We start from the raw sequence: 26223 nt of genomic DNA on the forward strand, positions 1-26223 counted from the left end.
CGACCGAACGAAGGGAACATCGTCATGGCATGGGTCATCCTCGTGCTGAGCGGCGTGCTCGAGGCCGTCTGGGCCACCGCACTGAGCGCCTCGAACGGCTTCAAGAAGGTCGTGCCGACGATCGTGTTCATCGCCGGCATGGCGCTGAGCATGGTGGGGCTCGCGTTCGCGATGAAGTCGATCCCGGTGGGCACCGCCTACGCCGTCTGGGTCGGCATCGGCGCCTCGCTGACGGTCGTCGTGTCGATCCTGCGCCGGCAGGAAGCCGCGTCGCTCGCACGCCTCGGCCTCGTGTTCGGCCTGGTCGCCTGCGTCGTCGGCCTCAAGGTGGTGAGCTGAGGTGGCCTGGATCGTCCTGTTCCTCAGCGCCACGCTCGAGACCGTGTGGGCGACCGCCCTCGGCGAGAGCGACGGCTTCACCCGACCCGGCCCGACCGTCGTGTTCGCGATCACGATCGTGATCAGCCTCGTCGCGTTCGGCTACGTCCTCAAGCACATCCCGATCAGCACCGCGTACGCCGTGTGGACTGGCACCGGTGCAGCCCTCACGGTGCTGTGGGGCATGGCCACCGGCGCCGAGCCCGTCACCCTGCTGCGCGTGCTGTTCATCGCCGGGATCGTCGGCTGCGTCGTCGGCCTGAAGCTCGTGCCGGCCCGTCCGGTCACCGAGCCCGCCGCCCCCGCCGAGCTCTCGCGCTGAGCGACAGCTCACGCGCCGCCGGCCCCGTGATCTGTCGCTGAACCCGAAAGCCGGCTCGCGCCGTGGACGCGCGCCGGGGCGGACGGGAGGCCCGGTGCCAGCTGGCGCCGGGCCTCCCGTCCGCAGGTGGTCGCGCCCACCCCGCATGGTGAGCAGAAAAGGTCGGGTCACCTCGCGGGACCCGACCATTCCTGCTCACGAACCGAGCGCTGGGAGCGTCAGACGGAGGCGCCCGTCCACTCGTCCTCGGCGGCGACGTGGTCGCTGCCGACCGTGCCGGCGGCGAGCGCCGCGGCGGCGCGTTCCGTGTGGCTCGGCGGGTTCGACGGCACGTCGGACGGACGGCCCTCGTCGTTCAGCTTGCGCAGCTCGGGGACGATGTCCGTGGCCAGGATGTCGATCTGCTCGAGCACGGTCTTGAGCGGCAGCCCGGCGTGGTCGACCAGGAACAGCTGGCGCTGGTAGTGGCCGACGTGGTCCTTCATGGCCGCGTACCGGTCGATGACCTGCTGCGGCGAACCGACCGTGAGCGGGGTCTGGGCGGCGAAGTCCTCCATCGAGGGGCCGTGCCCGTAGACCGGGGCGTTGTCGAAGTAGGGCCGGAACTCGTTGACCGCGTCCTGCGAGTTCTTCCGGGCGAAGAACTGCCCGCCCAGACCGACGATGGCCTGGTCCGCGCGGCCGTGGCCGTAGTGCTCGAAGCGCTGGCGGTACAGCCCGACCATCTGCTCGGTGTGCTGGATCGGCCAGAAGATGTTGTTGTGGAAGAAGCCGTCACCGTAGTACGCGGCCTGTTCCGCGATCTCGGGCGTGCGGATCGAGCCGTGCCAGACGAACGGCGGCACGCCGTCGAGGGGGCGCGGCGTCGAGGTGAAGCCCTGCAGTGGCGTGCGGAACTTGCCCTGCCAGTTGACGACGTCGTTCTCCCAGAGCTGGCGGACGAGCGCGTAGTTCTCGATGGCCAGGTTGACGCCCTGGCGGATGTCCTGCCCGAACCACGGGTAGACCGGGCCGGTGTTGCCGCGACCCATCATGAGGTCCATGCGGCCGTCGGAGATCACCTGGAGCATCGCGTACTCCTCGGCGATGCGCACCGGGTCGTTCGTGGTGATGAGCGTGGTGCTCGTCGAGAGCGTGATGTCCTTCGTCTTCGCCGCGAGGTAGGCCAGCAACGTGGTCGGCGACGAGGCGACGAACGGCGGGTTGTGGTGCTCGCCGGTGGCGAAGACGTCGAGTCCGGCCTGGTCGGCGTGCTGCGCGATCGTGAGGATGTCGCGGACGCGCTGGGTGTCGTCCGGCGTGGTGCCGGTCGTGGGGTCGGTCGTGACGTCACTGACCGTGAAGATGCCGAACTGCATGATGCGCCGCCTTTCGCGATATCGATGCGTTTGCATCGACTTGCTGGGTACAACGTAGCGTACGCCGGTGCATTCCCACCAGGCGTCAGCGAGCTGCGGACAGCGCTGCGGGGTCGGTCCGGGCCGCGTGGTGCATGCCGTCGAGGAACCACACCGCGGTCACCACCGCCAGGACGCTCGCGCTCGAGGCCAGTCGTCCGGCCATCAGGATCGCGGCGTGGTCGTGAGCGCCGTCCCCCGTCAGGCCGACGACGAGCGCGGCGACGCCGACGGCCAGCGTGACCCCGGTGGCGACGAGCAGGACGACGCTGACCACCCGGCGCGGACCCCGACGGCCGTCCCGGTCACCTCGGAGCCCTCGGTCGACCCTCGGACCGAACGCCCGGACGAGGCCGAGCCAGAACATCGCGATCGCGCACGCCCCGATGATGTCGCTCACCCGGTGCCAGCCGTAGACGACCGTCTGGTTGGCGACGAAGACCGCGTAGGCGGCACCGAGCAGCGTGACGATCGGCCGGAAGCGACGGGGCGTGACCATCAGGACGGCGAACAGTGCGGCCAGAGCGATGGTCGCGTGGCCCGAGGGGAACGAGTTCGGCGTCGTCGACTGGGCGATCTCCGGGCGCTCGGCGATACGCTTGACGAGCGTCGAGGTGGCCGCCGACGCGAGCACCACTGCACCCGCGCCGAGCCCCACCGAGAGCCGTCGCCTGGCGAACGCCACCGCGACGATCACGACAACGAGCAACAGGATCACCGGCACCGAGATGACGTTGAGCGCAGTGTCCGAGCTGAACAGGTCGGACTCACGGACCCCGCCGAGCGCGGCGTCCTCCATGCGCTGCCCCACCGGCGTCAGCACCGCGGCCGCGTAGACGGAAGGCACGATCACGAACCCCAGAGCCGCCAGCACACCCCACCGCAACCGCCGCGAGACGCTCGGTCCACGCGACTCCGGTGCATTGCGCTCGGGTGTCAAGGTCACCGGGCTGGTCCTCCTCGGAGTGGTCGTCGTCGGTCTCGTCGCACGCCTGGTGACGGCGCTGCGATTCGGACGGTCGGGGTCGGACACGATACCGTTGGCTCACCGGCCGGAGGCTGGGAACCGCGCGGCCGTCACCCGCGGATCCCGCGCTGTGCCGCTCAGTGCCGCGCCGCTCAGTCCGGCGGGCACCGCCGGACTGACGCACGTCGCGTCGGCAGTGTACGAGGAGGAGACCGAAGTGGCCATCAAGGAACCGGGCATCACCGCCTCACCGAACCGCGGGCTCGCGCTCACGGTCGGTGGCGTCCTCGCACTCTGGGGCATCCTGGGCTTCTTCTTCGCCGCCGACGGCGACCCCGGCTTCTTCAGCCGCCAGGGCGGGATGCTCTGGAACGCCTTCGGGGTGAACCCGCCGCTCGCCCTCATCTGGGTGCTGCTCGCCGCGGTCCTGCTCATCACCGGGCTCGGCACCACCATCGGTTCGCGGAACGGCAACCTGGTCGTCGGCGCCGTGCTCGTGGTGCTGGCCGTCTACGGCTTCGTCTTCGTGAACACCTCGGCGAACATCTTCGCGCTGAACACCACCGACAACGTGTTCCACGCGATCGTCGGGGTCGTCCTGCTGCTGACGGCGCTCGGTGCCGACAAGGAGAACCTCCGCGCGCTGCGTGCGGCGGCTCGCGCCTGACGCACCGACACGCTCCCCGACGCCCGTCTGCCGCTCCGGCAGGCGGGCGTCGTCGTGTGTGCGTCAGGCGTCGTCGTCGGAGTCGTCGTCCGGCTCCGGCTTCCGGGCTTCGAGTGCCGTCGCGACGATGCGTGGCGCCTCGGACATGAAGCGTCGAACGTCCGTGTCGACGATGATGTCCTGCGGCCGCAGTGGCCGGGTCAGGTACAGCCCCTCGAGCGACGTCAGCCGTGACAACGCGACGTACGTCTGTCCGGCGCTGAACACCCGGTTGCCCAGGTCGACCACCGCGCGGTCGTAGGTGCTGCCCTGCGACTTGTGGATCGTCACCGCCCAGGCGAGCCGCAACGGGAACTGCTGGAACTCACCGACGGTGTCCTTCTTGAGCTCCTTCTTGTCGGCGTCGTAGGAGTACTTGAACTTCTCCCACACCGACGGCTGGACCTCGAACGACTCTCCGTCGACGTCGACCCAGACCGTGTCGCGGATCGCCGTGACGATGCCGAGCGTCCCGTTCACCCATCGCTGGTCGGCGTCGTTGCGCAGGAACATCACGTGCGCGCCGGGCTTGAGCTCGAGGGCTTCGTCGGCCGGGAAGTTCCGCCCGCCGAAGTCGCCGTTGACGTCGGCCTTCGCGGTCTTCACCTTGCCGGGCAACCGTTCGAGCGCCGCCTTGTTGATGCGCGCGACGGTGTCGTTCCGGGTGGCGAGGGTGATGGCGTCGTCGGGCGAGGGCCGTGCGCCCGCGGTGTTCAGCTGGTCGGCGATCTCGGCGGTCACCCGGCCGTGCCGCACCGCCGTGAGCATGGCGGCGAAGGCGTCGTCGCGCTGGCGGTGCACGGTGGCGAGCTCGATGATGTTCAGCTTCGCCTCGAGCCACACCTTGGCGTCGAAGAACCACATCGACCGGTAGTGGTCGGTGAAGTAGGCGCGTTCGTCGGCACCGCCCGGGACCGGCGGCAACTGGTACGGGTCGCCGAACATGACCACCTGCACTCCGCCGAACGCCTCGAACTGCCGCCCGCGGGCCTTGCGGAGCGAGCGGTCCATCCCGTCGAGCAGGTCGGCGTTCACCATCGAGACCTCGTCGATGACCAGGGTGTCGATGGTGTTCAGGAGCTTGCGGGTGTCCGGTCCCTGGCGCAGCTCGGCATCGGCGATGAGGCCGATCGGCAGGCGGAACAACGAGTGGATCGTCTGGCCACCGACGTTCAGGGCTGCAACCCCGGTCGGTGCGCAGATCACGACCTGCTTCTCGGTGTTCCACGAAAGGTGGTTGAGCAGGGTCGACTTGCCCGTGCCGGCACGACCGGTGATGAAGACGTGGTCGCGGGTGTGCTCGATGTACTCGAAGACGGCCCGCTGCTCGTCGCTGAGCTCGACGCTCATCGTGCGTCCTGCTCGAGGGTCTGCGCGTCCGCTCCGAGCGTGCGCGCCGCCGATCCAGCGCGCCGCAGCTGCACGAGCACCACCACGACGACCGCCACCAGGAGCAGCACCCCGGCGACCACGAGCACGAGCCCGCCACGGGCCTGGTCGACGAGCGGATCGGGGCCCCACGTCCGCCCCATCGCCCCGAACCACGACGCCTGCAGCAGTCCGAGCGGCCCGCGCATCGCGACGCCGAGCGACACCGCTCCGGCGGCGACGACCGCGGCCCCGACGATCCGCACGACCGCCGCTCCGCGGGTCGGGTACTGCTGGCCGACCGCGATCGGTGTGAAGAGCGTCGGCATCGCCAGGAGTCCGACGAGCAGGAAGCCCACGTCGATGACCGTGCGCCCCGTGGAGTCGCTCACCGACCAGCGGACGGCATCGGTGGCGAAGTACGCCCACCACACCGCCGCGGCGAGCAGGAACGCCGGGAAGGGCTGCACCAGGTAGCGGACCGCGGCGTTGTCGACCAGCACACCGGTCCACTCGCGCACGCCGGTGCTGTCGTCGTCGCGCGGGTGCACCGCGGCCCGGATGAGCACGACGGGAGCCGCCGCCCACACCAGCGCCGGCACCACCAGGCCGAGCAGCACGTGCGCGCCGACGTTCGCCGACACCAGGAACCGGTCGTACTGGTGCAGCGAACCGGACGTCGCGACCACGAGCGAGATGATCGCGAGGGCCGCCGCCACCGACCGGCGCACCGGCCAGTGGACCCCGGCGCGGCGCAGGCGCACGACACCGGCCGCGTAGGTCGCAGCGAGCAGCACGGCGGCCATCAGCCAGAACAGGTCGATGTTCCACTGCGTCAGCCAGCCCCAGGCCCCGGGCGCGTGCGGCAGCAGGTCGTCGGTGAGCAGCTCGGCGGGGCTCGGGTCGGTCGTCTTGCTCAGCGCGATCTGGTCGACCGGCGTGGCCGTGCGTCCGAGCGCCGCGGCGAAGCCCGATGCGACGCCCATCACGGCGAGCTCGACCACGATCAGGGTCCAGAACGGGCGGTGCCGTGCCGGCGCCTCGGTCAGGGAGCGGATCGCACGCTGACGTTGCACGGCACCGAGGACCCCGATGGCGACGATCGCGCCGATCTTGACCAGCACGAGGGTGCCGTACGGCGTGAACAGGTTCGACAGGGCACCCACGCGGATCTGTGCCGAGGCGACACCCGACACCGCCACGAGCACGAAGCACCCGAGCGCGATGCTCGAGTACCGCGCGACGACCACGGCCAGGCGGTCACCGGGCAGCACGCCGCGCAGGAGCACGAGCATGGTCAGGCCACCGACCCAGAGCGCGGCGCCGACCAGGTGCAGTCCGAGGGCGGTCACGGCGGCGTCGTGGCTCGCGGTGCCGGCGGCGTGGCCCTGCTGCGCGAGCGGGATGAGGCCGATCATCGAGACACCGGCGGTCAGGGCGACCATGCCCCGGGAACGGACGGCGAAGCAGAGCACCGTGACGGCAGCGGCGACGAGCACCGTCACGAGCCAGGCGAGCCCGAGGTCCGTGCCGGTGAGGAACACGCCCATCGACTGGCCGAATTGCTCATCGATGCTGATCTTCGAGCCGGCGACGCTCAGGAACGTGAAGAAGGTGGTGACCGCGGACGACACCGTCCAGAGCCCGCTGGCGGCGGCCGCGACGTCGATGGCGCGGTTCCACTCCGGGCCGGAGCGCGAGACTCCGACGGTGGCCAACGCGAGGCCGCCGATCGTCGCAGCGGCGGACAGGTCCACGACCAACCGGGAGATCGGCAGACCGAAACGGACCAGGGCACCGGGGTCGGCGATCAGCGCTGCGTTCGCACCACCGCCGATGACGAGTGCCGTGAGCAGCGCCACGAACCCGACGAGCAGGAGCACGGCGGGACCGGCGATGCGCGCGATCCGATTCACCCGTCAAGCCTAGGCGGTGCCCACCCGGCCACCGAACCGGCCGGGCCGACCTGTGGGAACCGGCACGGGCCTCCCGGTCGACGCAGCGCGACGAACGCGACCCGACACGACGAACGCGACCCGACGAACGCGACCCGACGCACCGAACGCACCCTGGAAACGACGAAAGGGACGGCCGAAGCCGTCCCTCCCGATGCGCGGAACAGTCTTACTTGACCGCAGCCTTGAGCTTCGAGCCGGCGCTGACCTTGACCGAGTCGCTCGCGGCGATCTCGATGGCCTCACCCGTCTGCGGGTTGCGGCCGGTGCGGGCGGCGCGGTGCGTCTTCTCGAAGGCGATCCAACCGGGGATCGTGACCTTCGTGCCGTCCGCGACGGACGACGAGACGACGCTGAAGAGCGCGTCGACGACGCCGTTGACGGTGGCCTGGCTCTGGCCGGACTCGGCGGCGACGGCAGCGACGAGCTCGGTGCGGTTCAGTGACTTGTCAGCCATGGATGTCCTCCTCGGACTTCTTGCAGTATCGGTCGGACGGACGTGCCGTCCGGCGCCCGGAGCGGTTGCCCCGTGCCACGGTGCCAGTGGGCCGAGGGCCCGGCGGAACCGGAGTTGAACCTACCAGCCACATCGGACGTTTTCAGCCGACTCGCCCGGATTTCCGGGCTTGTCGCGGGTCCAACGGGGCAGATGTGACCCCTGAGGCGCCCTTGTACCCCGGACACAGCGAACGCCCCGCCACCAGGAGGTGACGGGGCGTCGGGTACTGCGAGTGCTTACCAGGAGCTCTTCGTGATGCCGGGGAGCTCTCCACGGTGGGCCATGTCGCGGAAGCGGACACGGCTGATGCCGAACTCACCCAGGTGGCCACGGGGGCGGCCGTCGATCGCGTCGCGGTTGCGGTAGCGGATCGGGGATGCGTCGCGGGGCAGCTTCTGCAGGCCCACGCGAGCGGCCTCACGCGACTCGTCGGAGCCGTTCGGGTCCACGAGGGCCTTCTTCAGCTCGAGACGACGCTCGGCGTAGCGCGCGATGATGACGGCACGCTGGTTGTTCTTCGCGATCTTGCTCTTCTTCGCCATGCTTAGCGCTCCTCACGGAAGTCGACGTGCTTGCGGATCACCGGGTCGTACTTCTTCAGCACGAGACGGTCGGGGTTGTTCCGACGGTTCTTCTTGGTCACGTACGTGAACCCGGTGCCCGCCGTCGAGCGGAGCTTGATGATCGGACGGATGTCCTGACCCTTTTTCGCCATCAGATCTTCTCCCCACGGGCGAGGACGTCCTTGACGACGGACTCGATGCCCCGCGCGTCGATGACCTTGATGCCCTTAGCGCTGACGTTGAGCGTCACGTTGCGACGCAGCGACGGCACGTAGTACGTCTTCTTCTGCACGTTCGGGTCGAAGCGGCGCTTCGTCCGGCGGTGCGAGTGCGAGATGTTGTGACCGAAGCCGGGAACGGCGCCGGTCACCTGGCACACTGCTGCCATGGTTTCCTCCTGAGGTACCGTGCGACCGGACGGCCGCACCCAAGTTCACTTGCCTGGTGCGCACGCGCAGGACCACCGAGGTGGTGCATGCGAGGGGGTTGTGCACACCGCCCAGGCCCGCAGCCCCTGTCGAAGGGGGAACGGACACCACGCGACCGCGGCGTTCGCGACGGTCGGAGGGCTTGGAACAACGGGTCCACCACGCGGACGTGGAGGACCAAGGGAAGAGCTTACGCGAGCTCCGGGCGTGTCGCAAGCGCACGCACCATGAGCTCGCCGAGTTCGCGCGGCGCCGTGAACATCGGCCAGTGTCCGGTCTCGAGTCCGACGATGCTGAGTTCCTCGGTCTCGACGAGTTCCGCGGCCCAGGTCTGGTGGTCGGCCACCATCGTCGCGAGCTCGGTCGCCGGGATCTCGCAGGTAATCACCGTCGCGGGGATCGTGTGCCGGGCGGCGTCGGCGTAGTGGAACCGGTCGGACGGCACGGCGGCCGGCTCCGGGATCGCGCGGTGCTCGAAGGACTCCCGCAACGCCGGCGTCATCCCGCGCACCGTGGCCGGCTCCCAGACGTCCCACGAGGGCAGCGGCACCACACCGTCGACCACGGGCAGCTCGTCGTTCACGCAGCCGCCGGCGGGACCGGGGAACGTGTCGACGTAGAGCAGGTGCGCGACGAGCGAGGGCCGCTGGTCGGCGGCCATGTACGCGATCGGTCCGGCGCCGGAGTGTCCGGCGAGCACGACGGGCTCGTCCGGGCTGGCGACGTCGTCCAGGCGCTCCACGAGCGCCGCGACCTGCTCGTCGAGCGTGTCGCCGTCGCGGGTGATCGCCTCGACCGTGTGGCCCGCCTGCAGCAGCACCGGGGCGACGTCGTCCCACGCGCTCGCATCGAGCCAGAACCCGGGGACCAGGATGACGTGCATGGCGCGGACGCTACTCGCCGTCGGCGTCGCCGGTCCGCGGTCCGGCTGCAGCGGCAGATGCCGTGCACACCGCGCACTCGCCGAAGATGTCGACGACGTGGCTGGCGTTCGTGAACCCGTTGGCGGCGGCGACGTCCTGCGCCCACTGCTCGACGGGGTCCGCCTCGATCTCGACGGTCCGGCCGCAGTTCCGGCAGATCAGGTGGTGGTGGTGCGCGTCCGTCGTGCACGCCCGGTACAGCGATTCGCCGTCCTGCTGCAACGAGTCGGCGTCACCCTCGGTCGCCAGGTCGGCGAGCGCCCGGTAGACGGTGGCGAGGCCGATGGTCGAGCCCTCGTCCCGCAGGTGCTGGTGCAGCGCCTGCGCGCTGACGAACCCCTCGGTGGAGTCGAGGGCACCGCGCACCGCTTCGCGCTGCCACGTGTTCCGCTTGACCTTCTGCACGGCGTTCATGCTGGTGCACCCACCTTCGTTTCGGCTGACGTTCCGGAACCGGTTCCGGCTCCGGCTCCGTTCGTTCCGGACGGGAGGCCCGGTGTGCCCCCGCCACGCTGGTCGCGGCGGACGACCCGATCGCGTCCACGGCGGTCGCGCCGGGCCCCGACGATCCGGCAGACCACCCAGATCGCGAACGAGATGGTCGTCACGTAGGGACTGATCGGCAGGCCGCCGCCGAGTGCCAGCAGGATGCCACCGACGACCGACACCACGGCGAACACCGTGGAGAGCACCGGCACGACGACCGGGTGCGAGCTGAGCCGCAGGGCCGCGGCGGCCGGGGTGACGAGCAGCGACAGCACGAGCAGCGCGCCGACGATCTGCACCGACACCGCGGTGGCCAGGCCGAGGACGAGCATGAACACGATCGCGAGCGTCCGCACCGGGATGCCGGCGGCTGCGGCCACGTCGGGGTCGACCGACGCGAACATCAGCGGCCGCCAGATGACGAGCAGGGTCGCGACCACGATGGCGGCGATGACGATGAGGAACGTCAGCTGCGGGTTGTCCACCGACACGATCTGGCCGGTGAGCAGCCCGAACTTGTTGGCCGCACGTCCCTTGTAGAGCGCCAGGCACAGGATGCCGAGCCCGAGACCGAACGGCATGAGCACGGCGATGATCGAGTTGCGGTCACGCGCCCTCGAGCCGAGCACCCCGATGAGCAGCGCCGCGATCACCGACCCGACGAGCGAGCCCGTGACGACGTTGACACCGAGCAGCAGGGACGCGCTCGCGCCGGCGAAGGACAGCTCCGAGATGCCGTGCACCGCGAAGGGCATGTTCCGGGCGACGACGAACGGGCCGATGAGCCCGCCGACGATGCCGAGCACCGCGCCGGCCCAGATCGAGTTCTGCACGAGGGCCACGAGCTCGCCGTAGTCCTGGAACGAGAACACCGTCGACAGGACGTCCATCAGATCCGCCCTTCGTCCGACGCCGGGGCGTGCGGGTCGACCTCGCCGTGGTGGTGGTCGTGCGCGTCGTTCGCGCCGACGATGACGATGCGGCCCATCGTGCGGACGACGTCGACGGGGGTGCCGTACAGGTCGCTCAGGACATCGGCGCGCAGGACCTCGTCCGGGGAACCGATCCGGAACCGGCCACCGGCGATGTACAGGACACGGTCGACGACGTCGAGGATCGGGTTCACGTCGTGCGTCACGAAGAGCACGGCTGCATCGTGCTGCCGACGCTGCCGGTCGATGAGCTCGGTGACGCCGCGCTGGTGCCGCAGGTCGAGCGAGATGAGGGGCTCGTCGCACAGCAGCAGTGCCGGGTCGGCGGCGATGGCCTGACCGACGCGGGTGCGCTGCTGCTCGCCGCCGGACAGCTCGGCCACCGGGGCGTCCGCGAACGCGGTGGCGCCGACCTCGTCGAGGATGCGGTCGATGCGGGCGCGGTCGGCCTTCGACGTCGGCAGGACGCCCCACCGGTGCCCCGTCACGCCCTGCGCGATCATGTCCCGCGCGCGCAGGGGGGTGCCGGCCTCCATGAGTCGCTGCTGCGGGATGTAGCCGATCTTCCGGTGCCCACGACGGACGGGCTGGCCGAGGAACGACATCGTGCCGCTCGTCAGGCGCTGCTGCCCGAGCACCGTGCGCAGGAGCGAGGTCTTCCCGGCGCCGTTCGGGCCGAGGACCGCGACGAACTCCCCCGGCGCGATGTCCAGGTCCAGGTGTCCCCAGAGCTTCCGTTCGCCGAAGGACAGCCCGGCGTCGCGCAGGGCCAGGACCGGACGGGCCGCAGCCCGGTCGTCCACCGAGGTGGTCGCCGGGCTGTCGGTCGTCGCTGCTGCGGTCGAGGTCGTCACTTCTGGAGCGCCGCCTGCACCGCGTCGATGTTCGCCTGCTGCCACGAGACGTAATCCTGCCCCTTGGGGAGCGTCTCCGTGACACCGACCACCGGGACGTCGTTCTGGTCGGCGGCCTTCTTGACCTGTTCGGTCTCGGCACTCGAGGTCTGGTCGTTGTAGGCGAGCAGCTCCACGCTCTTGCCACTGAACAGCGCGAGGGTGTCCTTGAGGGCTGCCGGCGGGACGTCGTCGCCCTCCTCGATCGCCTCGGAGAACGCTTCGGGGGTGACGTTGTCGAGACCGATCGCGTCGAAGAGGTAGCCCGGCACCGGCTCGGTGTACGCCACCTTCTCGCCGTCGTACGTCTTCTTCAAGTCGGCGGTCTGGGACTCGAGGCCCTCGAGTTTCGTCGTGAGTGCATCGGCGTTCTTCTCGAACGTGGTCTTGTCGCCCGCGTCGAGCGCGGACAGGCGCTTCGTGACGTCGCCGACCAGCTTCACCATCGTCGGGTAGCTGTAGAACACGTGCTCGTTGAACTCGGCGTCGCCACCCTTGTCCAAGCCGGAGAGCTTCACGACATTGATGGTGTCGGCCTTGGTGTCCGAGGCGTCGGCGAGCGTGGTCATGAAGTCGTCGTACCCGCCGCCGTTCTCGATGAGCAGGTCGGCCTTCGACACCGCGAGTTGGGTGCGGGCGCTCGACTCGAACGAGTGCGGGTCCTGCGAGGGGTCGTTCAGGATGCTCGTGACCGACACCTGGTCGCCGCCGATCGACTGGACGATCGAGCCGTAGACGTTGGTCGAGGCGACGACGGCGATCTTCCCGTCGCTACTGGCGTTGCCCGAGGCCGAGGAGGTCGCGCAGCCCGTCAGAGCGAGCGCGGCGGCGCCGGCGACGAGCGGGAGGGCGAGGAGGCGGTTGTGCATGCTCCGACGGTAGCGCTTGCTGATAACGATTGTCAAAACCGGTACCAGCGCTCTGGTGGTGACGACAGACGGCCAGGAGGCGCGGTGCCAGCTGGCACCGCCTCCCTCGCAGGCTCGGTCGGCGCGCCCCGCGCAACGCCTCGCGTTGCCGCTGAGCGGGGCGCGCCTGTCCGTCACGTGGTGACGTCTACGGCTTGGTGGCCGCGTCGATCGTGTTCTCGGCGATCGTGTCCTCTTCACGCCCGGGCGTGCGGAGGTTCCACTTCTTGATCACGAAACTGAACAGGAAGTAGTACACGACCGCGTAGCCGAGGCCGATCGGGATGAGCCAGATCGCTCCGTCCGCCTTGCCGAAGTTCAGCACGTAGTCGATCGCACCGGCCGAGAACGAGAACCCGTCGTGGATCCCGAGGGCGTTGACCAGCGCCAGCGAGGTCCCGGTGAGCACCGCGTGGATGATGTACAGCGGGAACGCCACGAACATGAACGAGTACTCGAGCGGCTCGGTGATGCCGGTCACGAACGAGGTGAGCGCGGCCGAGATCATGATGCCGCCGACGAGCTTGCGGTTCTGCGGCTTGGCGTTGCGCCAGATCGCGAGCGCACCGGCCGGCAGCGCGAACATCATGATCGGGAAGAAGCCGGTCTGGAAGATGCCAGCGGTCGGGTCGCCGGCGAGGAAGCGCGGGATGTCGCCGTGCACGATGTCGCCGGCCGCGTTCGTGAAGCTGCCGAGCTGGAACCACGGGAAGAAGTTGAGCAGCTGGTGCAGGCCGATCGGGATGAGCATGCGGTTCGCGAACCCGAAGATGCCGCCACCGATGACGGCGTTGTCCGCAACGGCGGTACCGGCTGCCGTGAGCGCGATGTCGAAGTAGCGGTAGACGAATGCCATGAGCACGGCGATGACGAGACCAGCCGCAGCGGTCAGGATCGGGACGAGGCGACGACCGGAGAAGAAGCCCAGGAAGTCGGGCATCTTCGTGCGGTGGAACTTCTCCCACATGACCGCCGAGACGAGCCCCATCACGATGCCGCCGAGGACACCGAAGTTGATGGTCGCCTGGTCACCGTTCGCGTCCTTGACCCCCGCGAGCACAACCGGCGACATGACTGCGAACACCTGGTACATGACCATGTACCCGACGACGGCGGCCAGAGCGGTCGTGCCGTCCGACTTCTTCGCCCACCCGATCGCGATGCCGACCGCGAAGAGGAGCGGCAGCCAGGTGAAGATGGCCTGTCCGGCAGCCGAGATGACTCCCGCTCCCGTCTCGAAGCCGGGGATCGCGCCGAGCAGGTCGGGCTGCCCGATGCGGTTCAGGATGCCCGCGGCGGGCATGACCGCGATCGGCAGGAGCAGGCTCCGTCCGAGGCGCTGGGCGTTGGCGAAGAGCCGGGACTGCTTCTTCGGCTTCTTCTTCTCCGGCACGTCCGTGGCAGTGGTGGCGCTCATCGGAGGTCCTCTCGTCATTGGGTGGAGCTGTCGGGGTGAGTTGAGTCGTGCAGCCAGCGCAGGTAACCTCGGCGGTGTCGCCAGGTCCGGTCCTGTCCGGTCATGACCAGTTCCGTAGTCTGAACCGAGACCGGTCCCGTGTCAACCTGGTACGAAAACCCTTAACGAGGAGGAAACGATGGCCGACATCAAGGCAGCCGACATCATCGCCGCGCTCGGCGGTGCCGACAACATCGAAGAGGTCGAGGGCTGCATCACGCGCCTCCGTGTCGAGGTCGAGGACGGCGACCTCGTCGACAAGGCCGCGCTGCAGGCTGCGGGCGCCCAGGCCGTCGTCGGCGGCGGCACCGGCTGGCAGGTCATCGTCGGCACGGTCGCCGACAACCTCGCGCAGGACATCCAGGACGAACTGTGACGGCGGTCCGCACGCCGTTCGCCGGCCCGGTCGTCGCCCTCGCTGACGTGCCGGACCCGGTGTTCGCCGGCCAGCTCGTCGGCGCCGGTGTCGCCGTCGACCCGACGGGCGTCGAGGGCGCGGTCACCGCGGTGGCCCCGGTCGACGGCACCATCGTGAAGCTGCACCCGCACGCGTTCGCCCTGCAGGGCTCGGCGGGCACGGACGTCCTCGTGCACGTCGGCATCGACACCGTGAAGCTGTCGGGCGAGGGCTTCGAGCTCCTCGCCACCGAGGGCTCGACGGTCACGGCCGGCGACCCCGTCGTCCGGTTCACCCCGTCGGTGATCTCGGCCGCTGGCTACTCGCCGATCTGCCCCGTCGTGGTGCTCGGCTCCGCGCCGGACACCGTCGACCAGGGCACGGTGGGCACCACGGTGCTCGACGGCGACACCCTGTTCGAGGTCTGACCCGGGCACACCCTGGTCCTTCCCCGGTCCTTCCCCGGTTCTTCCCGCCGAAGCGACTGTGTACCGCGAACTGTTCGCGGTACACAGTCGCTTTCGCGTTCGTGCCGGACTACGCGACCGCCGGGGTCGCGGTGACCTCCATCTGCACGCGGTAGCGGTCCGAGCGGTACCAACTGCGGGTGTGCTCCACGGGGCGCTCCCCCGCGTACGACACCCGGTCGAACTCGAGCACCGGAGCACCGGTCTTCGTGCCGAGCAGGGTCGCGACGTCGTCGGCGGCCGGGTTCGCGGCCACCGTCTGCTGTGCCCGGTCGATCGGGGTGCCGTACTCGTTCGCGATGATCGAGTACACCGACCCGGACAGGTCGTGGTCGAGCAGGCCCGGGAACGCATCGGCCACGAGCCAGGCGTCGTCGATCGACACCGGAGCGCCGTCCGCCATCCGGAGTCGCTTCACGTGGAAGGCCGACACCTCGGCGTCGAGCCGCAGCGCCGCCACGGTGTCACTCGGCGGCACACGTTCCTCGCGCACCAGCACAACCGTGGTCGGGACGTGGCCCATCGCCCGCATCTCCTCGGTGAACGACGCCAGGTGCAGCGTCGACTGCACGGGTCGGTGCGCCACGAACGTGCCCTTGCCGCGCACACGCTCGAGGTAGCCCTCGTTGACGAGCTGCCCGAGTGCTTCGCGCACGGTGATCCGTGAGACGCCGTACTCGGCGATGAGCTGGCGTTCGGACGGGATCGCGGCGCCGGGGGCCAGACGGGCGGTAGCGAGGTCGAGCAGGATGCGCCGCAGCTGCTGGTGCTTCGGTTCGGCACCCTCGGTGATGCGGCTCGTCATGCGTCCCTCGTGCTCCGTTGCTGGTCCTGGGTGGTGGTCATGCGCGGACATGACCAGTTCCCATCACAGTAGCGAGTCGACCTCGGAACGCCAACGTGCGTGACGTTCCGCGTGGACCGGCGGGAGGGTTCAGGCGTTGCGGACGAGCCAGGCGAACTGTTCGTCGGAGAGCAGCCGGTCGGTCCAGACCTGCCCCTCGACCCCCGCGGCGGACGACGTCTGCACCCCGGGAGCCCCCTGCCACACGAGTGACAGCCCGGCACGACGGAGCACCGCAGCCGACGCCGGGTTGTTCGTGAGCACGCGACCCGTCACGGGGACGTCCGGCGCGGTCTCGGCGGCGGCTCGCACGGCAGCGAGGGCGATCTCGGACGCGAAGCCCTGCCCCCAGGCCGCGGGAGCCAACCGGTACCCGAGGTTCCAGACCCCGCCGGCGGTCATGTCGACCCCGCCGACCCCGACGAACGCGTGGTCTGCAGCCGTGCGGACGGCCCACGAACCGAGTCCGTGTCGGGCCCGACCACCGATCTTCCGCTGCACCAGGTCCACGCTCGAACTCCGGGCGACGTGCCGTCCGCTCGGCAGGTGCTGCCAGGTGCGGGCGTCGGCGAACACCGCGTGCACGTCGTCGATGTCGGCCGGCGTGAGCGGGGTGAGCAGGAGGCGATCCGTTCGGATCTCCTGCGAGGGGGTCAGGAGCTGGTGGACCATGCCCCGATCATCCCCCGCACCACCGACATCCGTGTGAACACCACGCGACGTTTGCGGAAGGCCGCACGCACTCAGTCGAGCAGGAGCGCCGGCTCCTCGAGCACCGAGGCCACGTCGTGCACGAACCGCGATGCAACGTCGCCGTCGACGACGCGGTGGTCGAACGAGGCGCCGATGGTCGTCACCATGCGCGACCGGACCTCGCCGTCGACGACCCACGGCTTCGGCTTGATCGTGCCCATGGCGACGATCGCGACCTCGCCCGGGTTGAGGATCGGGGTCCCGGTGTCCATGCCGAACACGCCGATGTTCGTGATCGAGACGGTGCCGTTCGCCATCTGCTTCGGCGTCGTCTTGCCGTCACGGGCGGTGAGGGTGAGTTCCTCGAGCGCCTGCGCCAGCTCGAGCAGCGACATGTCCTGCGCGTCCTTGATGTTCGGCACGATGAGCCCACGAGGGGTCGCCGCGGCGATGCCGAGGTTCACGAAGTGGTGGACGATGATCTCGCGATCGGTCCAGGTGGAGTTCACCGAACGGTTGCGGCGGACGGCCCAGATGACGGCCTTCGCCACGATCAGCAGTGGCGAGACCTTGACGCCGGCGAACGTCGGCGACGCCTTCAGCCGCTTGACGAACTCCATCGTGTGGGTCGCGTCGACGTCGACGAACAGCGACACGTGCGGTGCGGTGAACGCCGAGGTGGTCATCGCGGTCGCGATGGCCTTGCGGACGCCCTTGACCGGGATCGTCTCGCTGCGCACCTCGCCCCACTCGGGCGTCTCGATGTTGCGGAAGACGCTGGCCTGCTTCGCGTGCCGGATGACGTCGTCGCGGGTGACCTCGCCGGCGAACCCGGTCGCGACGATCTCGGTCAGCTCGACACCGAGGTCCTTCGCGAGCTTCCGGATCGGCGGCTTCGCGAGCACGTTGGTCGCGAGGGTCTGCTTGCGCGCGGGCGCGGAGGCCAGACCGGCGATCGCCTCGGCGGTGGTGTCCTCACCGGGATCGCTGGCCGCTTCGGCCGCTGCTTGCGCATCCACACTGGAGGAACGGCTCGCCTCGGCCGCGAGGGCTGCGGCCCGGCGGGCGCCCGGCTTGCGACGCGACGGCGACGAGGTCGCCGAGCCGTAGCCGACGAGGACGGCGCCGGAGGACTCGTCCGTCCCGACGACGGAGGCGCCGTCGGCGACGGGCTGCACCGGTGCTGCCGGTGCAGCCGTGGGCGCGGCAGCGACGACGGGAGCAGGTGCAGCAGCAGGTGCCGGGGCCGCCGCGGGGGCGGGCTGGGTCTGCGCGACCGGAGCCACCGGGGCGGGCGCTGCCGGCGGGGTCGGGGCGACCACGGGCGAGGTCGGGACGCTGTCGGCGACCGGTGCCGGGCCTCCCGGCCGAACCGCCGGCGCGGCCGGAGCGGCGACTGGTGCACCGGACGCGACCGACGCGTCGGACTCGACACGGATGATCGGCTTGCCGACCTCGACCGTGTCACCCTCGGACACGAGCAGCCCCGTGACGGTGCCGGCGAACGGCGACGGCAGCTCGACGAGCGACTTCGCGGTCTCGATCTCGACCAGGACCTGGTCGACGGTGATCTCGTCCCCGATCGCGACGCGCCACTGCACGATCTCGGCCTCGGTGAGGCCTTCGCCCACGTCGGGCAGGGGGAATTCGGCGACGGCCACTTACGGCTCCTTCGGCGTTCGGACGAGTTGGGTCAGTCGAGCTGGATCAGTACGCGAGGGCGCGGTCGACGGCCTCGAGGACGCGGTCGGCGTCCGGCAGATGCAGGTGCTCCAGCTTCGAGACCGGGAACGGGATGTCGAACCCGGACACCCGCAGCGGCGGCGCCTGCATCGTGTAGAACGCCTTCTCGGCGACGGTGGCGGCGATCTCGCTGCCGACACTGACGAAGCCGGACGCCTCTTGCGCGATGACGAGGCGACCGGTCTTGCGGACCGAGGTGAGGATCGGGTCCCAGTCGATGGGCGAGATCGAGCGGAGGTCGATGACCTCGCAGCTCGTGCCCTCGGACTCGGCGAGCTCGGCGGCCTGCATGAGGGTCGCGACCATCGCACCGTGGCCGACGAGGGTGACCTCAGTGCCGGTGCGTGCCACACGCGTGGTGTGCATCGGGACGTGCCCGTCGACGAGGTCGACCTGGCCCTTGGGCCAGTAGCGCGACTTCGGCTCGAGGAAGACGACCGGGTCCTTCGAGGCGATGGCCTCTTGGATCATCCAGTAGGCGTCGTTCGGGGTGCTCGGGCTGACCACGCGCAGACCGGGGGTGTGCGCGAAGTACGCCTCGGGCGACTCCTGGTGGTGCTCCACGGCGCCGATGTGGCCGCCGTAGGGGATGCGGATGACGACGGGCAGCGACATGTGCGCCGGCAGCCGGTTCGCCATCTTCGCGAGCTGCGAGGTGATCTGGTCGAAGCCGGGCCACACGAAGCCGTCGAACTGGATCTCGACGACCGGGCGGTAGCCGCGCAGGGCGAGGCCGATCGCGGTGCCGATGATGCCGGCCTCGGCGAGCGGGGTGTCCCGCACGCGCTCGGGGCCGAACCGGTCCTGCAGGCCCTCGGTGATGCGGAAGACGCCGCCGAGCTGGCCGATGTCCTCGCCCATCAGCAGGACCTTGTCGTCGGCCTGCATCGCCGCAGCGAGCCCGGCGTTGAGGGCCTTCGCCATCGGCAGGGTCGGGGTGGGGTCGCTCGGGACCTCGCCGGCGCCCGGGTGGGAGCGCAGCGTGTAGTCGAAGAGCTGCTCGGTGGTGCTCATGCGTGGGCGCCCCCTTCGAAGCCGGCCTCGTACTGTTCGAGCCAGGCCTTCTGCTCGGCGACCAGCGGGTGCGGCTCGCGGTAGACGTTGTCGAACATGACGTCGACGGACGGCGGGGTCAGCGCCACGGTGCGGCGGCGGACGTCGGCGGCGATGTCCTCGCCCTCTTCGTCGAACGCGGCGAACTGCTCGTCGGTCGCGCCCTTCGAGCGCAGGTACGCCTCGGAGCGGACGATCGGGTCGCGTCGGACCCAGTCCTCGAGCTCGCCGTCGGCGCGGTACCGGCTCGGGTCGTCCGAGCTGGTGTGCGCGCCGATGCGGTAGGTGTCGGCCTCGATGAAGGCCGGACCCTGGCCGCTGCGGGCGTGGTCGGTGGCGACGACCGAGGCCGTGTACGAGGCGAGGATGTCGTTGCCGTCGATCAGGACGCTCGGGATCCCGAAGCCGCGGGGACGGTCGACGAGCGGCGTCGGGGACTGCACCGACACCGGCACCGAGATGGCCCAGTGGTTGTTCTGCAGGAAGAAGACGACGGGCGCCTTCGTCGACGCCGAGAACACGTACGCCTCGTTCACGTCGCCCTGGCTCGTCGCGCCGTCGCCGAAGTAGACGATGGAGCACGCGTCACGGTCGGGGTCGCCCGTGCCGACGTCGCCGTCGAGCTTCTGGCCGAGCGCGTAGCCCGTGGCGTGCAGGGTCTGCGAGCCGATCACCAGGGTGGAGATGTGCGTGTTGCCGCGCTGGTCCGGGTCCCATCCACCGTGGGTCTGCCCGCGGTACATCGCGATGATCTCCATCGGCTCGACACCGCGCTGCATCGTGACGGCGTGCTCGCGGTACGAGGGGAAGACGTGGTCCTGGGCGCGCAGGGCGAAGGCGGAACCGGTCTGCGCCGCTTCCTGCCCGTGACTCGGCACCCAGAGGCCGAGCTGGCCGGTGCGCTGCAGGTTGTGGCCGGCGTGGTCGAACCGTCGGGTGAGGACCATGCGGCGGTGCATCGCCAGCAGGGTCTCGTCGGGGATCGCCCGCGCGGCGGCGGCGAACTCGGCGTTCTCGTCGGACTCCACGAACCGACCCTCGGGGTCGAGGAGCCGGACGGTGGTCGTCGCGGGAGCCGCGGCGCGGAATGACATGCGGGCCAGCGTAGCGGCAGGCATCAGTCGGCCACCTGGAGGTCCCCCACAAGCGAGCGGGCCGTTTCGAGGAGCGTTTCCACAGCCTCGTGCTCGCCGATCGAGATGCGGATGCCCTCCGGTGGGAAGGCCCGCACGATGATGCCGGCCTCCTCGAAGGCGGCGGCCGCGGCGACCGTGCGGTCCCCCGTCGGCAGCCAGACGAAGTTGCCCTGGGCGTCCGGCACGGCCCACCCCTGCTCGCGCAGCTCGGTGACGATGCGGTCCCGCAGCGCGGCGATCTCGGAGACCCGCTCGAGCAGTTCACCCTCGCGTTCCAGGCTGGCCAGTGCGGCCGCCTGCCCCTGGGCCGTGACGGAGAGGGGGATCGCGCACGCGCGGACCGCCTCGAGCACGTACACCGGGCCGAGGGCGTAGCCGACGCGCAGCCCGGCGAGACCGTACGCCTTCGAGAATGTCCGGAGGACGACCAGGTTCGGGTAGCGGGCCAGCAACGGGTGCCCGTGCACGGCGGCCTCGTCGGTGGCGAACTCGGCGTATGCCTCGTCGAGCACGACCAGCACGGACTGCGGCACCGCGGCCATGAAGGACGCGAACTCGGACTCGGTCACGATCGGGCCGGTCGGGTTGTTCGGCGTGCACACGATCACCATGCGGGTGCGGTCGGTGACGGCGGCGGCCATCGCGTCGAGGTCGTGGCCGCCGTCCGGCCGGTTCGGCACCTGCACGCTCGTGGCACCCGCGACGGTGACGACGCCGGGGTAGGCCTCGAACGACCGCCAGGCGTAGACGATCTCGTCGCCCGGGCCGGAGGTCGCGCGGGCGAGCTCGTGCAGGATCGCGACGCTGCCGGGTGCGACGTGCACCTCGTCGGCGGTCAGTCCGAAGCGGTTCGCGAGCGCGGCACGGACGGCCAGGGCGGTGGCGTCCGGGTAGCGGTTGAACGCGGTCTGCGCCTGCACGGCCTGGACCACCCCGGGGAGCGGGGGGAACGGGTTCTCGTTGCTCGACAGCTTGAAGGCGTCGTCGGCGGCCTGGCGTCCCTGCTTGTAGGCGGGGAGGACGGCGATCTCGGGCCGGATGTGCACACGCTGCTCACTCACCTGCACAGGCTACCCGCGGCCGTGCGGGCGGTGTTGGTGACTGCGCGGGTGTCGGAGGGCATCATGGGTGCATGCGATTCCTCGTCCGCCTCGTCGTCAACGCCGTGGCCCTCTGGCTCACCACGCTCATCGTCAGCGGCGTCTCCGTCACCGCGTTCGGCGACGGCGGGACCACGGCGACCGTGCTCACCTACCTGCTCGTGGCCTTCGTGTTCGGGCTCGTCAACGCCGTGATCGGCACGCTGATCCGGATCGTGGCGTTCCCGATCTACATCCTGACCCTCGGGCTGATCTCCTTCATCGTGAACGCGGTCCTGCTGCTCATCGTCGCGGGCATCTCGGACGCGTTCGGCTTCGGGCTCGAGGTCGAGTCGTTCGGCTGGGGCATCGTCGGGGCCTTCGTGCTCGCCGTCTTCGCCTGGCTGATCGGGCTGTTCGTCCGTCCGGTGCTGAACCGCCAGCGGGCGTGACGCGGACGGACCTCGCGGAGGACACCTCCCTGCGTCATGATGTGACCATGGCCCCGGACGTCGACGCCCCGTTCCGCGTCTCGTTCGTCTGCAGTGGCAACATCTGCCGGTCCCCGATGGCCGGCGTCGTCTTCGCACAGATCGCCGCGGACGCCGGGCTCGCCGACCGCTTCCACGTCGAGTCGGCCGGCACCGGTGACTGGCACGTCGGCGAACCGGCCGACGAGCGCACGATCGCAGCCCTCGCGGCACGCGGATACGATGGCAGCAGGCATCGCGCCCGTCAGTTCGACCCGGACCGGTTCCCGGACCTCGATCTGGTGGTCGCACTCGACCGCTCCCACGAACGCGTCCTGCGATCGTGGGCACCGACCATGGACGACTCCGCAAAGGTGACGCTCCTGCTGCGGTACGACGACGCCTGGCCCCAGCAGACCGACGTGCCGGACCCGTACTACGCGGACCGGCACGAGTTCGACCGAGTGCTCTCGACCGTCGAACGGGCCTGCCGGGCACTCTTCCACCAGCTCGAGCCGGCCGTCCGTCAGGGAGCCCCATGACCCCCCTTCCCCCGCAGCCGATCAGCCCGCTCGACGGGCGCTACTACCCGATCGTGCACACGGTGGGCGAGCACCTCTCCGAGGCCGGGCTCAACCGTGCGCGCATCGTGGTCGAGGTCGAGTGGCTGGTCTTCCTGACCGACCACGCGATGTTCACCACCTCGCCGCTCAGCGTCGACGACAAGGCCGCGCTCCGGCGCATCGTGGAGACCTTCGGCCACGACCAGATCGCCGAACTCGCCGAGATCGAGGCGACGACCCGCCACGACGTCAAGGCCGTCGAGTACTTCGTCCGCCGCCGGCTCTCGGAGCTCGGGCTGGACGCGATCGCCGAGCTGACCCACTTCGCCGCCACGAGCGAGGACGTCAACAACCTGTCGTACGCCCTGACCGTGCGCGACACCGTCGACCAGGTCTGGCTGCCGGCGTACCGTGCCGTGCTCGAGAAGCTGCGGACCCTCGCGGTCGAGTTGCGCGCCGTCCCGATGCTCTCCCACACGCACGGGCAGCCCGCGACCCCGTCGACGCTCGGCAAGGAGCTCGCGGTCGTCGTCTACCGGCTCGAGCGCGTCCTGGCCCAGATCGAGGGCGGCGAGTACCTCGGCAAGTTCTCCGGCGCGACCGGCACCTTCTCGGCCCACCTCGCCGCGGACCCCGAGGCCGACTGGCCGACGCTGTCGCGCGAGTTCGTCGAGGGCCTGGGACTCACCTGGAACCCGCTCACCACGCAGATCGAGTCGCACGACTGGCAGGCCGAGCTGTACGACCGGATCCGGCACGCCAACCGCATCCTGCACAACCTGGCGACCGACGTGTGGACCTACATCTCGATGGGGTACTTCACGCAGATCCCGGTCGCCGGTGCCACCGGGTCGTCGACGATGCCGCACAAGATCAACCCGATCAAGTTCGAGAACGCCGAGGCGAACCTCGAGATCTCGTCGGCGCTGTTCTCCACCCTGTCCGAGACCCTGGTGACGAGCCGTCTGCAGCGCGACCTGACCGACTCGACCACGCAGCGGAACATCGGCGTCGCGTTCGGGCACTCGCTGCTCGCGCTCGACAACCTGCGCCGCGGCCTGGGCGAGATCTCGGTGAACGAGGCCAAGCTCGCCGACGACCTCGACCACAACTGGGAGGTCCTCGCCGAGGCGATCCAGACGGTCATCCGTGCCGAGGTCACCGCCGGGCAGTCGAACATCGAGGACCCCTACGCGATGCTCAAGGACCTCACCCGCGGCAAGCGGGTGACCCAGCAGGACCTCATCGTGTTCGTGAACGGTCTGGACATCTCGGACGGTGCGAAGGCCCGGCTGACGAACCTGACGCCGGCGACGTACACGGGCCTGGCGGACGAGCTGGTCGACCACCTCGACGTCTGACGCTGTTCACCTGCACGATGTGAACACTGTGCCCCAAAGGGGTGCGGAATCCTCATGAAGTCGGTAGGTTCGTTCCGCTGAGCATCGTCTCAGCACGGGGGCGTCACAGAGGACGACCCCTGTCCTCTGACCGGATGGATCTCCACACCGTGCTTCGTTCCCGCATCACCGCGGCCGCCGTCGGCGCCACCGTGCTCGGCGTCACCGCTGCGCTCGTCCCCACCGTCTCCACCGCGAACCAGACGACCACCGCCGCGTCGGCGATCGTGACCTGGACCGACTCGGCCGCCGACTTCACTGCGGCACCCGAGGGCACCGTCCCGCTGAACGACAAGTGGTACTGGGCGGCGCTGTCCGACCCGACCGCCGGCGGGAAGATCACCGACTTCGCGACGCTCGACGAGGACGGCCTGTCGGTCTCCGACGGCGAGGCCGTCGGCCTGGTCCGCGGCCTGACGAAGCCGGTGCCCGGCGGCGAGGTCGGGGCGCTCGCCTCCGGCCTCAGCACCACCACGACCGGGGCGACGAGCTTCGGCCTCGCGATCCAGGAGGGCGGCGACACCAGCGCCCAGACCGTCGTCTTCGCCACCGACGCCCGCAACACCGACGGTGTCAGCGACGGCCTCACCCGGTGGATCGACCCCGCCACCGGCGAGGTCGAGTCGACCTCGAAGCTCGCCACCGACCTGAAGGCAGCAGACGCCGAGGTCGTCGGCTACGTCGTCTACGTCGGCATCGACATCACCGCCGAGGTTCCCGCACCGCCCGCGACCGACGAGCCGACCGAGACGCCCGCTCCGACCGAGACGCCGGCCCCGACCGAGACGCCCGCCCCGACCGAGACCCCCGCGCCCACCGAGACGCCGACGACCGCCCCGACGCCGCCGACCACCGAGGCTCCTGACGCGACCACCGCCCCCGGCGGCGAGCTGAAGAGCCTCGCCTCGCCGCTCGAGTCCGACGCCCAGGCCCTCGCCGCCGACGCCAGCGGTTCGATCTCGGCCCTGCGCATCGACGACACCACGACGTACTTCACGCCGCAGCCCACCGCGGCAGCACGTCTGCTCACCACCTCCGCCACGCTGACCGAGGCCACCACCACCGGTGTCCGCGTGCAGGGCTCGGGCTTCGCCCCGAACGAGGTCGTCACCGCTGCCGTCGGCGACGCAGCCGACGCCGTCGCGATCCCCGGCGTCCAGTTCCGCGCCGACGCTGACGGCAACGTCTCCGGGACCATCGTCCTGCCCGCCGACCTCGTCGACTCGGCCGGCACCTACGTGCTCGGTCTCGTCGGCCTGTCGTCGGGGCAGACGGCCGCGACGACGCTCACCGTGACGGCTGACGCGGCCACGGCGCCGGTCGCCGTGCCGGTGCCCGGAACGGCGACCTTCACGGGCTGATCTTGCCCGTCCTGCCGACCGAGCCACGGCGGCGCGCGACACTGATCGCCGCCGCCGTGGCCGTCGTCTGCGCCGGGGCGGTGGCGTTCGTCGCCTTCGGCCCCCTGTCGGCGGCCCCCGCGCCGACCCCGACACGGTCCGTCGCCGCGAGCGCGACGCCGACCCCCACGGCGACACCGGGCCCGACGCGCTCCGCAGGCCCCACCGATGCGGTCGACGCGCCCGCGAGCACGACCGTCGCGGCCGTCCGCGGTGACAGCGTGCCGGTCAGCCGTACGCCCGGCGGCGCGGCCACGACCACCCTGTCGAACCCGCAGCAGTCCGGCGCACCACTCGTCTTCCGTGTGGTCGACCAGCGGGACGGCTGGGCGCAGGTACAGCTCGCACAGCGTCCGAACGGCAGCACCGGGTGGGTCCCGACGAGCGCGGTCACCCTCACCGAGGACCCGTACGCCATCGTGGTCACCCGCGCGGAGAACACGCTCGACCTGTACAAGGACGGCAAGGTCGTCGACAGCTACCCCGTCGCGACCGGCACCGGCGGCACCCCGTCGCCGACCGGCCGCTTCGCCCTGACCGAGCTGCTCGCCCCGACGAACAGCGGCTACGGCCCGTACGCGTACGGCACGACGGCGTTCTCGGACGTCCTCAACTCGTTCGGCGGCGGCCCGGGCCAGATCGGTCTGCACGGCACCGACGACAGCTCGAGCATCGGGACCGCTGCCTCGCACGGCTGCATCCGCATGCACAACGCCGACATCAGCGCCCTGGCCGAGCTCCTGCCGCTCGGCACACCGTTCCAGGTGCGCTGAGCGCGTTTCCGCGCACGAAGCGGG

30 protein-coding genes are annotated in these 26223 nt (G+C 70.3%); 10 read left to right on the forward strand and 20 right to left on the reverse strand.

What is annotated here, in order from left to right:
* Positions 1-24 precede the first annotated feature (24 nt).
* Both HQQ88_RS14765 and HQQ88_RS14770 read left to right on the forward strand, forming a co-directional pair.
* Positions 25-339 (forward strand): multidrug efflux SMR transporter, encoded by a 315-nt coding sequence (locus tag HQQ88_RS14765; protein ID WP_123293830.1) that lies wholly within the window; start codon positions 25-27, stop codon positions 337-339.
* Position 340: 1 nt separating this feature from the next.
* Positions 341-700, forward strand: coding sequence for a multidrug efflux SMR transporter (locus HQQ88_RS14770; protein WP_173169923.1), 360 nt, complete (start codon positions 341-343; stop codon positions 698-700).
* A 218-nt stretch (positions 701-918) separates the two neighbouring features.
* Here HQQ88_RS14770 and HQQ88_RS14775 read toward each other — a convergent pair whose 3' ends face one another.
* Both HQQ88_RS14775 and HQQ88_RS14780 read right to left on the reverse strand, forming a co-directional pair.
* Complete coding sequence (locus tag HQQ88_RS14775; RefSeq protein WP_123339972.1) at positions 919-2058, reverse strand: CE1758 family FMN-dependent luciferase-like monooxygenase; 1140 nt, start codon at positions 2056-2058, stop codon at positions 919-921.
* Positions 2059-2143: 85 nt separating this feature from the next.
* Entirely contained in the window at positions 2144-3043 is a 900-nt protein-coding gene (locus tag HQQ88_RS14780) for a phosphatase PAP2 family protein (protein ID WP_173169925.1), read from the reverse strand.
* Between the two features lie 238 nt (positions 3044-3281).
* Here HQQ88_RS14780 and HQQ88_RS14785 point away from each other — a divergent pair, with 238 nt between their 5' ends.
* Entirely contained in the window at positions 3282-3731 is a 450-nt protein-coding gene (locus tag HQQ88_RS14785) for a DUF4383 domain-containing protein (RefSeq protein ID WP_173169927.1), read from the forward strand.
* Positions 3732-3794: 63 nt separating this feature from the next.
* On the opposite strand, the gene HQQ88_RS14790 is transcribed toward HQQ88_RS14785, so the two are convergent.
* The 12 genes from HQQ88_RS14790 to HQQ88_RS14845 all read right to left on the reverse strand — a co-directional run bounded on the left by HQQ88_RS14790 (position 3795) and on the right by HQQ88_RS14845 (position 14142).
* Positions 3795-5120, reverse strand: coding sequence for an AAA family ATPase (locus tag HQQ88_RS14790; protein WP_173169928.1), 1326 nt, complete (start codon positions 5118-5120; stop codon positions 3795-3797).
* The gene (locus HQQ88_RS14795) at positions 5117-7054 is read right to left on the reverse strand and encodes a cytochrome c oxidase assembly protein (protein WP_173169930.1); all 1938 of its coding nucleotides are present in this window, start codon (positions 7052-7054) and stop codon (positions 5117-5119) included. The genes HQQ88_RS14790 and HQQ88_RS14795 overlap by 4 nt, the downstream gene beginning before the upstream one ends.
* 208 nt (positions 7055-7262) lie before the next feature.
* Complete coding sequence (locus tag HQQ88_RS14800) at positions 7263-7550, reverse strand: HU family DNA-binding protein (RefSeq protein WP_111085379.1); 288 nt, start codon at positions 7548-7550, stop codon at positions 7263-7265.
* 278 nt (positions 7551-7828) lie between these two features.
* Complete coding sequence (gene rpsN / locus HQQ88_RS14805) at positions 7829-8134, reverse strand: 30S ribosomal protein S14 (RefSeq protein WP_111085378.1); 306 nt, start codon at positions 8132-8134, stop codon at positions 7829-7831.
* 2 nt (positions 8135-8136) lie between these two features.
* Positions 8137-8307, reverse strand: a complete 171-nt coding sequence (rpmG, locus tag HQQ88_RS14810) for a 50S ribosomal protein L33 (RefSeq protein ID WP_017886456.1) — start codon at positions 8305-8307, stop codon at positions 8137-8139.
* Positions 8307-8543 (reverse strand): 50S ribosomal protein L28, encoded by a 237-nt coding sequence (gene rpmB / locus HQQ88_RS14815; protein WP_111085377.1) that lies wholly within the window; start codon positions 8541-8543, stop codon positions 8307-8309. Before rpmB ends, rpmG begins: the two co-directional genes overlap by 1 nt.
* A gap of 230 nt (positions 8544-8773) precedes the next feature.
* On the reverse strand, positions 8774-9466 hold the full coding sequence (locus HQQ88_RS14820) for an alpha/beta fold hydrolase (protein WP_123937362.1): 693 nt from the start codon (positions 9464-9466) through the stop codon (positions 8774-8776).
* Between the two features lie 10 nt (positions 9467-9476).
* Complete coding sequence (locus HQQ88_RS14825) at positions 9477-9920, reverse strand: Fur family transcriptional regulator (RefSeq protein ID WP_123293457.1); 444 nt, start codon at positions 9918-9920, stop codon at positions 9477-9479.
* A complete protein-coding gene (locus HQQ88_RS14830; protein ID WP_131881344.1) occupies positions 9917-10882 on the reverse strand; it encodes a metal ABC transporter permease in 966 nt (321 codons plus the stop codon). Before HQQ88_RS14830 ends, HQQ88_RS14825 begins: the two co-directional genes overlap by 4 nt.
* Entirely contained in the window at positions 10882-11727 is an 846-nt protein-coding gene (locus HQQ88_RS14835) for a metal ABC transporter ATP-binding protein (protein WP_123937638.1), read from the reverse strand. The genes HQQ88_RS14830 and HQQ88_RS14835 overlap by 1 nt, the downstream gene beginning before the upstream one ends.
* Before the next feature lie 47 nt (positions 11728-11774).
* The gene (locus HQQ88_RS14840; RefSeq protein ID WP_173169932.1) at positions 11775-12686 is read right to left on the reverse strand and encodes a metal ABC transporter solute-binding protein, Zn/Mn family; all 912 of its coding nucleotides are present in this window, start codon (positions 12684-12686) and stop codon (positions 11775-11777) included.
* A 187-nt stretch (positions 12687-12873) separates the two neighbouring features.
* A complete protein-coding gene (locus HQQ88_RS14845; RefSeq protein ID WP_123293455.1) occupies positions 12874-14142 on the reverse strand; it encodes a PTS transporter subunit EIIC in 1269 nt (422 codons plus the stop codon).
* Positions 14143-14320: 178 nt separating this feature from the next.
* Here HQQ88_RS14845 and HQQ88_RS14850 point away from each other — a divergent pair, with 178 nt between their 5' ends.
* Both HQQ88_RS14850 and HQQ88_RS14855 read left to right on the forward strand, forming a co-directional pair.
* Positions 14321-14557 carry a PTS transporter subunit EIIB gene (locus HQQ88_RS14850; RefSeq protein WP_071253138.1) on the forward strand — a complete coding sequence of 79 codons (237 nt, stop codon included), beginning with the start codon at positions 14321-14323 and terminating at the stop codon, positions 14555-14557.
* Positions 14554-15006: a PTS glucose transporter subunit IIA gene (locus HQQ88_RS14855; protein ID WP_173169934.1), complete on the forward strand. Its 453-nt coding sequence runs from the start codon at positions 14554-14556 to the stop codon at positions 15004-15006. The genes HQQ88_RS14850 and HQQ88_RS14855 overlap by 4 nt, the downstream gene beginning before the upstream one ends.
* Before the next feature lie 109 nt (positions 15007-15115).
* Here HQQ88_RS14855 and HQQ88_RS14860 read toward each other — a convergent pair whose 3' ends face one another.
* The 6 genes from HQQ88_RS14860 to HQQ88_RS14885 form a co-directional block, all read right to left on the reverse strand.
* Positions 15116-15850, reverse strand: a complete 735-nt coding sequence (locus HQQ88_RS14860) for a GntR family transcriptional regulator (RefSeq protein ID WP_123293453.1) — start codon at positions 15848-15850, stop codon at positions 15116-15118.
* Positions 15851-15979: 129 nt separating this feature from the next.
* The gene (locus tag HQQ88_RS14865; RefSeq protein ID WP_165901144.1) at positions 15980-16561 is read right to left on the reverse strand and encodes a GNAT family N-acetyltransferase; all 582 of its coding nucleotides are present in this window, start codon (positions 16559-16561) and stop codon (positions 15980-15982) included.
* 71 nt (positions 16562-16632) lie between these two features.
* Positions 16633-18243, reverse strand: a complete 1611-nt coding sequence (locus HQQ88_RS14870; RefSeq protein ID WP_173169936.1) for a dihydrolipoamide acetyltransferase family protein — start codon at positions 18241-18243, stop codon at positions 16633-16635.
* A gap of 46 nt (positions 18244-18289) precedes the next feature.
* Positions 18290-19249, reverse strand: a complete 960-nt coding sequence (locus HQQ88_RS14875; protein WP_111087054.1) for an alpha-ketoacid dehydrogenase subunit beta — start codon at positions 19247-19249, stop codon at positions 18290-18292.
* An 86-nt stretch (positions 19250-19335) separates the two neighbouring features.
* On the reverse strand, positions 19336-20472 hold the full coding sequence (locus HQQ88_RS14880; RefSeq protein ID WP_111087051.1) for a thiamine pyrophosphate-dependent dehydrogenase E1 component subunit alpha: 1137 nt from the start codon (positions 20470-20472) through the stop codon (positions 19336-19338).
* A 23-nt stretch (positions 20473-20495) separates the two neighbouring features.
* Complete coding sequence (locus HQQ88_RS14885; RefSeq protein ID WP_173169938.1) at positions 20496-21575, reverse strand: histidinol-phosphate transaminase; 1080 nt, start codon at positions 21573-21575, stop codon at positions 20496-20498.
* A gap of 71 nt (positions 21576-21646) precedes the next feature.
* Here HQQ88_RS14885 and HQQ88_RS14890 point away from each other — a divergent pair, with 71 nt between their 5' ends.
* The 5 genes from HQQ88_RS14890 (at position 21647) to HQQ88_RS14910 (ending at position 26199) form a co-directional block, all read left to right on the forward strand.
* Positions 21647-22045 (forward strand): phage holin family protein, encoded by a 399-nt coding sequence (locus HQQ88_RS14890; protein WP_123293450.1) that lies wholly within the window; start codon positions 21647-21649, stop codon positions 22043-22045.
* Positions 22046-22092: 47 nt separating this feature from the next.
* Positions 22093-22605: a low molecular weight protein-tyrosine-phosphatase gene (locus HQQ88_RS14895; RefSeq protein ID WP_111087056.1), complete on the forward strand. Its 513-nt coding sequence runs from the start codon at positions 22093-22095 to the stop codon at positions 22603-22605.
* Positions 22602-23987 (forward strand): adenylosuccinate lyase, encoded by a 1386-nt coding sequence (gene purB / locus HQQ88_RS14900; protein ID WP_123672158.1) that lies wholly within the window; start codon positions 22602-22604, stop codon positions 23985-23987. Before HQQ88_RS14895 ends, purB begins: the two co-directional genes overlap by 4 nt.
* A 134-nt stretch (positions 23988-24121) precedes the next feature.
* The gene (locus tag HQQ88_RS14905) at positions 24122-25387 is read left to right on the forward strand and encodes a hypothetical protein (protein WP_123937356.1); all 1266 of its coding nucleotides are present in this window, start codon (positions 24122-24124) and stop codon (positions 25385-25387) included.
* A gap of 2 nt (positions 25388-25389) precedes the next feature.
* Entirely contained in the window at positions 25390-26199 is an 810-nt protein-coding gene (locus tag HQQ88_RS14910) for a L,D-transpeptidase family protein (RefSeq protein WP_254067123.1), read from the forward strand.
* The last annotated feature ends 24 nt before the right edge of the window (positions 26200-26223 follow it).

Source organism: Curtobacterium sp. VKM Ac-2861, from assembly GCF_013204965.1.
Lineage (GTDB): Bacteria > Actinomycetota > Actinomycetes > Actinomycetales > Microbacteriaceae > Curtobacterium.

Bases quoted from the DNA above. Each gene is read 5' to 3' on its own strand.
- HQQ88_RS14840 (WP_173169932.1), bottom strand. From the start codon at position 12,686: ATGCACAACCGCCTCCTCGCCCTCCCGCTCGTCGCCGGCGCCGCCGCG.
- rpsN (WP_111085378.1), bottom strand. From the start codon at position 8,134: ATGGCGAAGAAGAGCAAGATCGCGAAGAACAACCAGCGTGCCGTCATC.
- HQQ88_RS14850 (WP_071253138.1), top strand. From the start codon at position 14,321: ATGGCCGACATCAAGGCAGCCGACATCATCGCCGCGCTCGGCGGTGCC.
- purB (WP_123672158.1), top strand. From the start codon at position 22,602: ATGACCCCCCTTCCCCCGCAGCCGATCAGCCCGCTCGACGGGCGCTAC.
- HQQ88_RS14830 (WP_131881344.1), bottom strand. From the start codon at position 10,882: ATGGACGTCCTGTCGACGGTGTTCTCGTTCCAGGACTACGGCGAGCTC.
- HQQ88_RS14860 (WP_123293453.1), bottom strand. From the start codon at position 15,850: ATGACGAGCCGCATCACCGAGGGTGCCGAACCGAAGCACCAGCAGCTG.
- HQQ88_RS14875 (WP_111087054.1), bottom strand. From the start codon at position 19,249: ATGGCGAAGGCCCTCAACGCCGGGCTCGCTGCGGCGATGCAGGCCGAC.
- HQQ88_RS14880 (WP_111087051.1), bottom strand. From the start codon at position 20,472: ATGTCATTCCGCGCCGCGGCTCCCGCGACGACCACCGTCCGGCTCCTC.
- rpmG (WP_017886456.1), bottom strand. From the start codon at position 8,307: ATGGCGAAAAAGGGTCAGGACATCCGTCCGATCATCAAGCTCCGCTCG.
- HQQ88_RS14845 (WP_123293455.1), bottom strand. From the start codon at position 14,142: ATGAGCGCCACCACTGCCACGGACGTGCCGGAGAAGAAGAAGCCGAAG.
- HQQ88_RS14765 (WP_123293830.1), top strand. From the start codon at position 25: ATGGCATGGGTCATCCTCGTGCTGAGCGGCGTGCTCGAGGCCGTCTGG.
- HQQ88_RS14890 (WP_123293450.1), top strand. From the start codon at position 21,647: ATGCGATTCCTCGTCCGCCTCGTCGTCAACGCCGTGGCCCTCTGGCTC.
- HQQ88_RS14775 (WP_123339972.1), bottom strand. From the start codon at position 2,058: ATGCAGTTCGGCATCTTCACGGTCAGTGACGTCACGACCGACCCCACG.
- rpmB (WP_111085377.1), bottom strand. From the start codon at position 8,543: ATGGCAGCAGTGTGCCAGGTGACCGGCGCCGTTCCCGGCTTCGGTCAC.
- HQQ88_RS14790 (WP_173169928.1), bottom strand. From the start codon at position 5,120: ATGAGCGTCGAGCTCAGCGACGAGCAGCGGGCCGTCTTCGAGTACATC.
- HQQ88_RS14865 (WP_165901144.1), bottom strand. From the start codon at position 16,561: ATGGTCCACCAGCTCCTGACCCCCTCGCAGGAGATCCGAACGGATCGC.
- HQQ88_RS14800 (WP_111085379.1), bottom strand. From the start codon at position 7,550: ATGGCTGACAAGTCACTGAACCGCACCGAGCTCGTCGCTGCCGTCGCC.
- HQQ88_RS14825 (WP_123293457.1), bottom strand. From the start codon at position 9,920: ATGAACGCCGTGCAGAAGGTCAAGCGGAACACGTGGCAGCGCGAAGCG.
- HQQ88_RS14820 (WP_123937362.1), bottom strand. From the start codon at position 9,466: ATGCACGTCATCCTGGTCCCCGGGTTCTGGCTCGATGCGAGCGCGTGG.
- HQQ88_RS14895 (WP_111087056.1), top strand. From the start codon at position 22,093: ATGGCCCCGGACGTCGACGCCCCGTTCCGCGTCTCGTTCGTCTGCAGT.
- HQQ88_RS14905 (WP_123937356.1), top strand. From the start codon at position 24,122: ATGGATCTCCACACCGTGCTTCGTTCCCGCATCACCGCGGCCGCCGTC.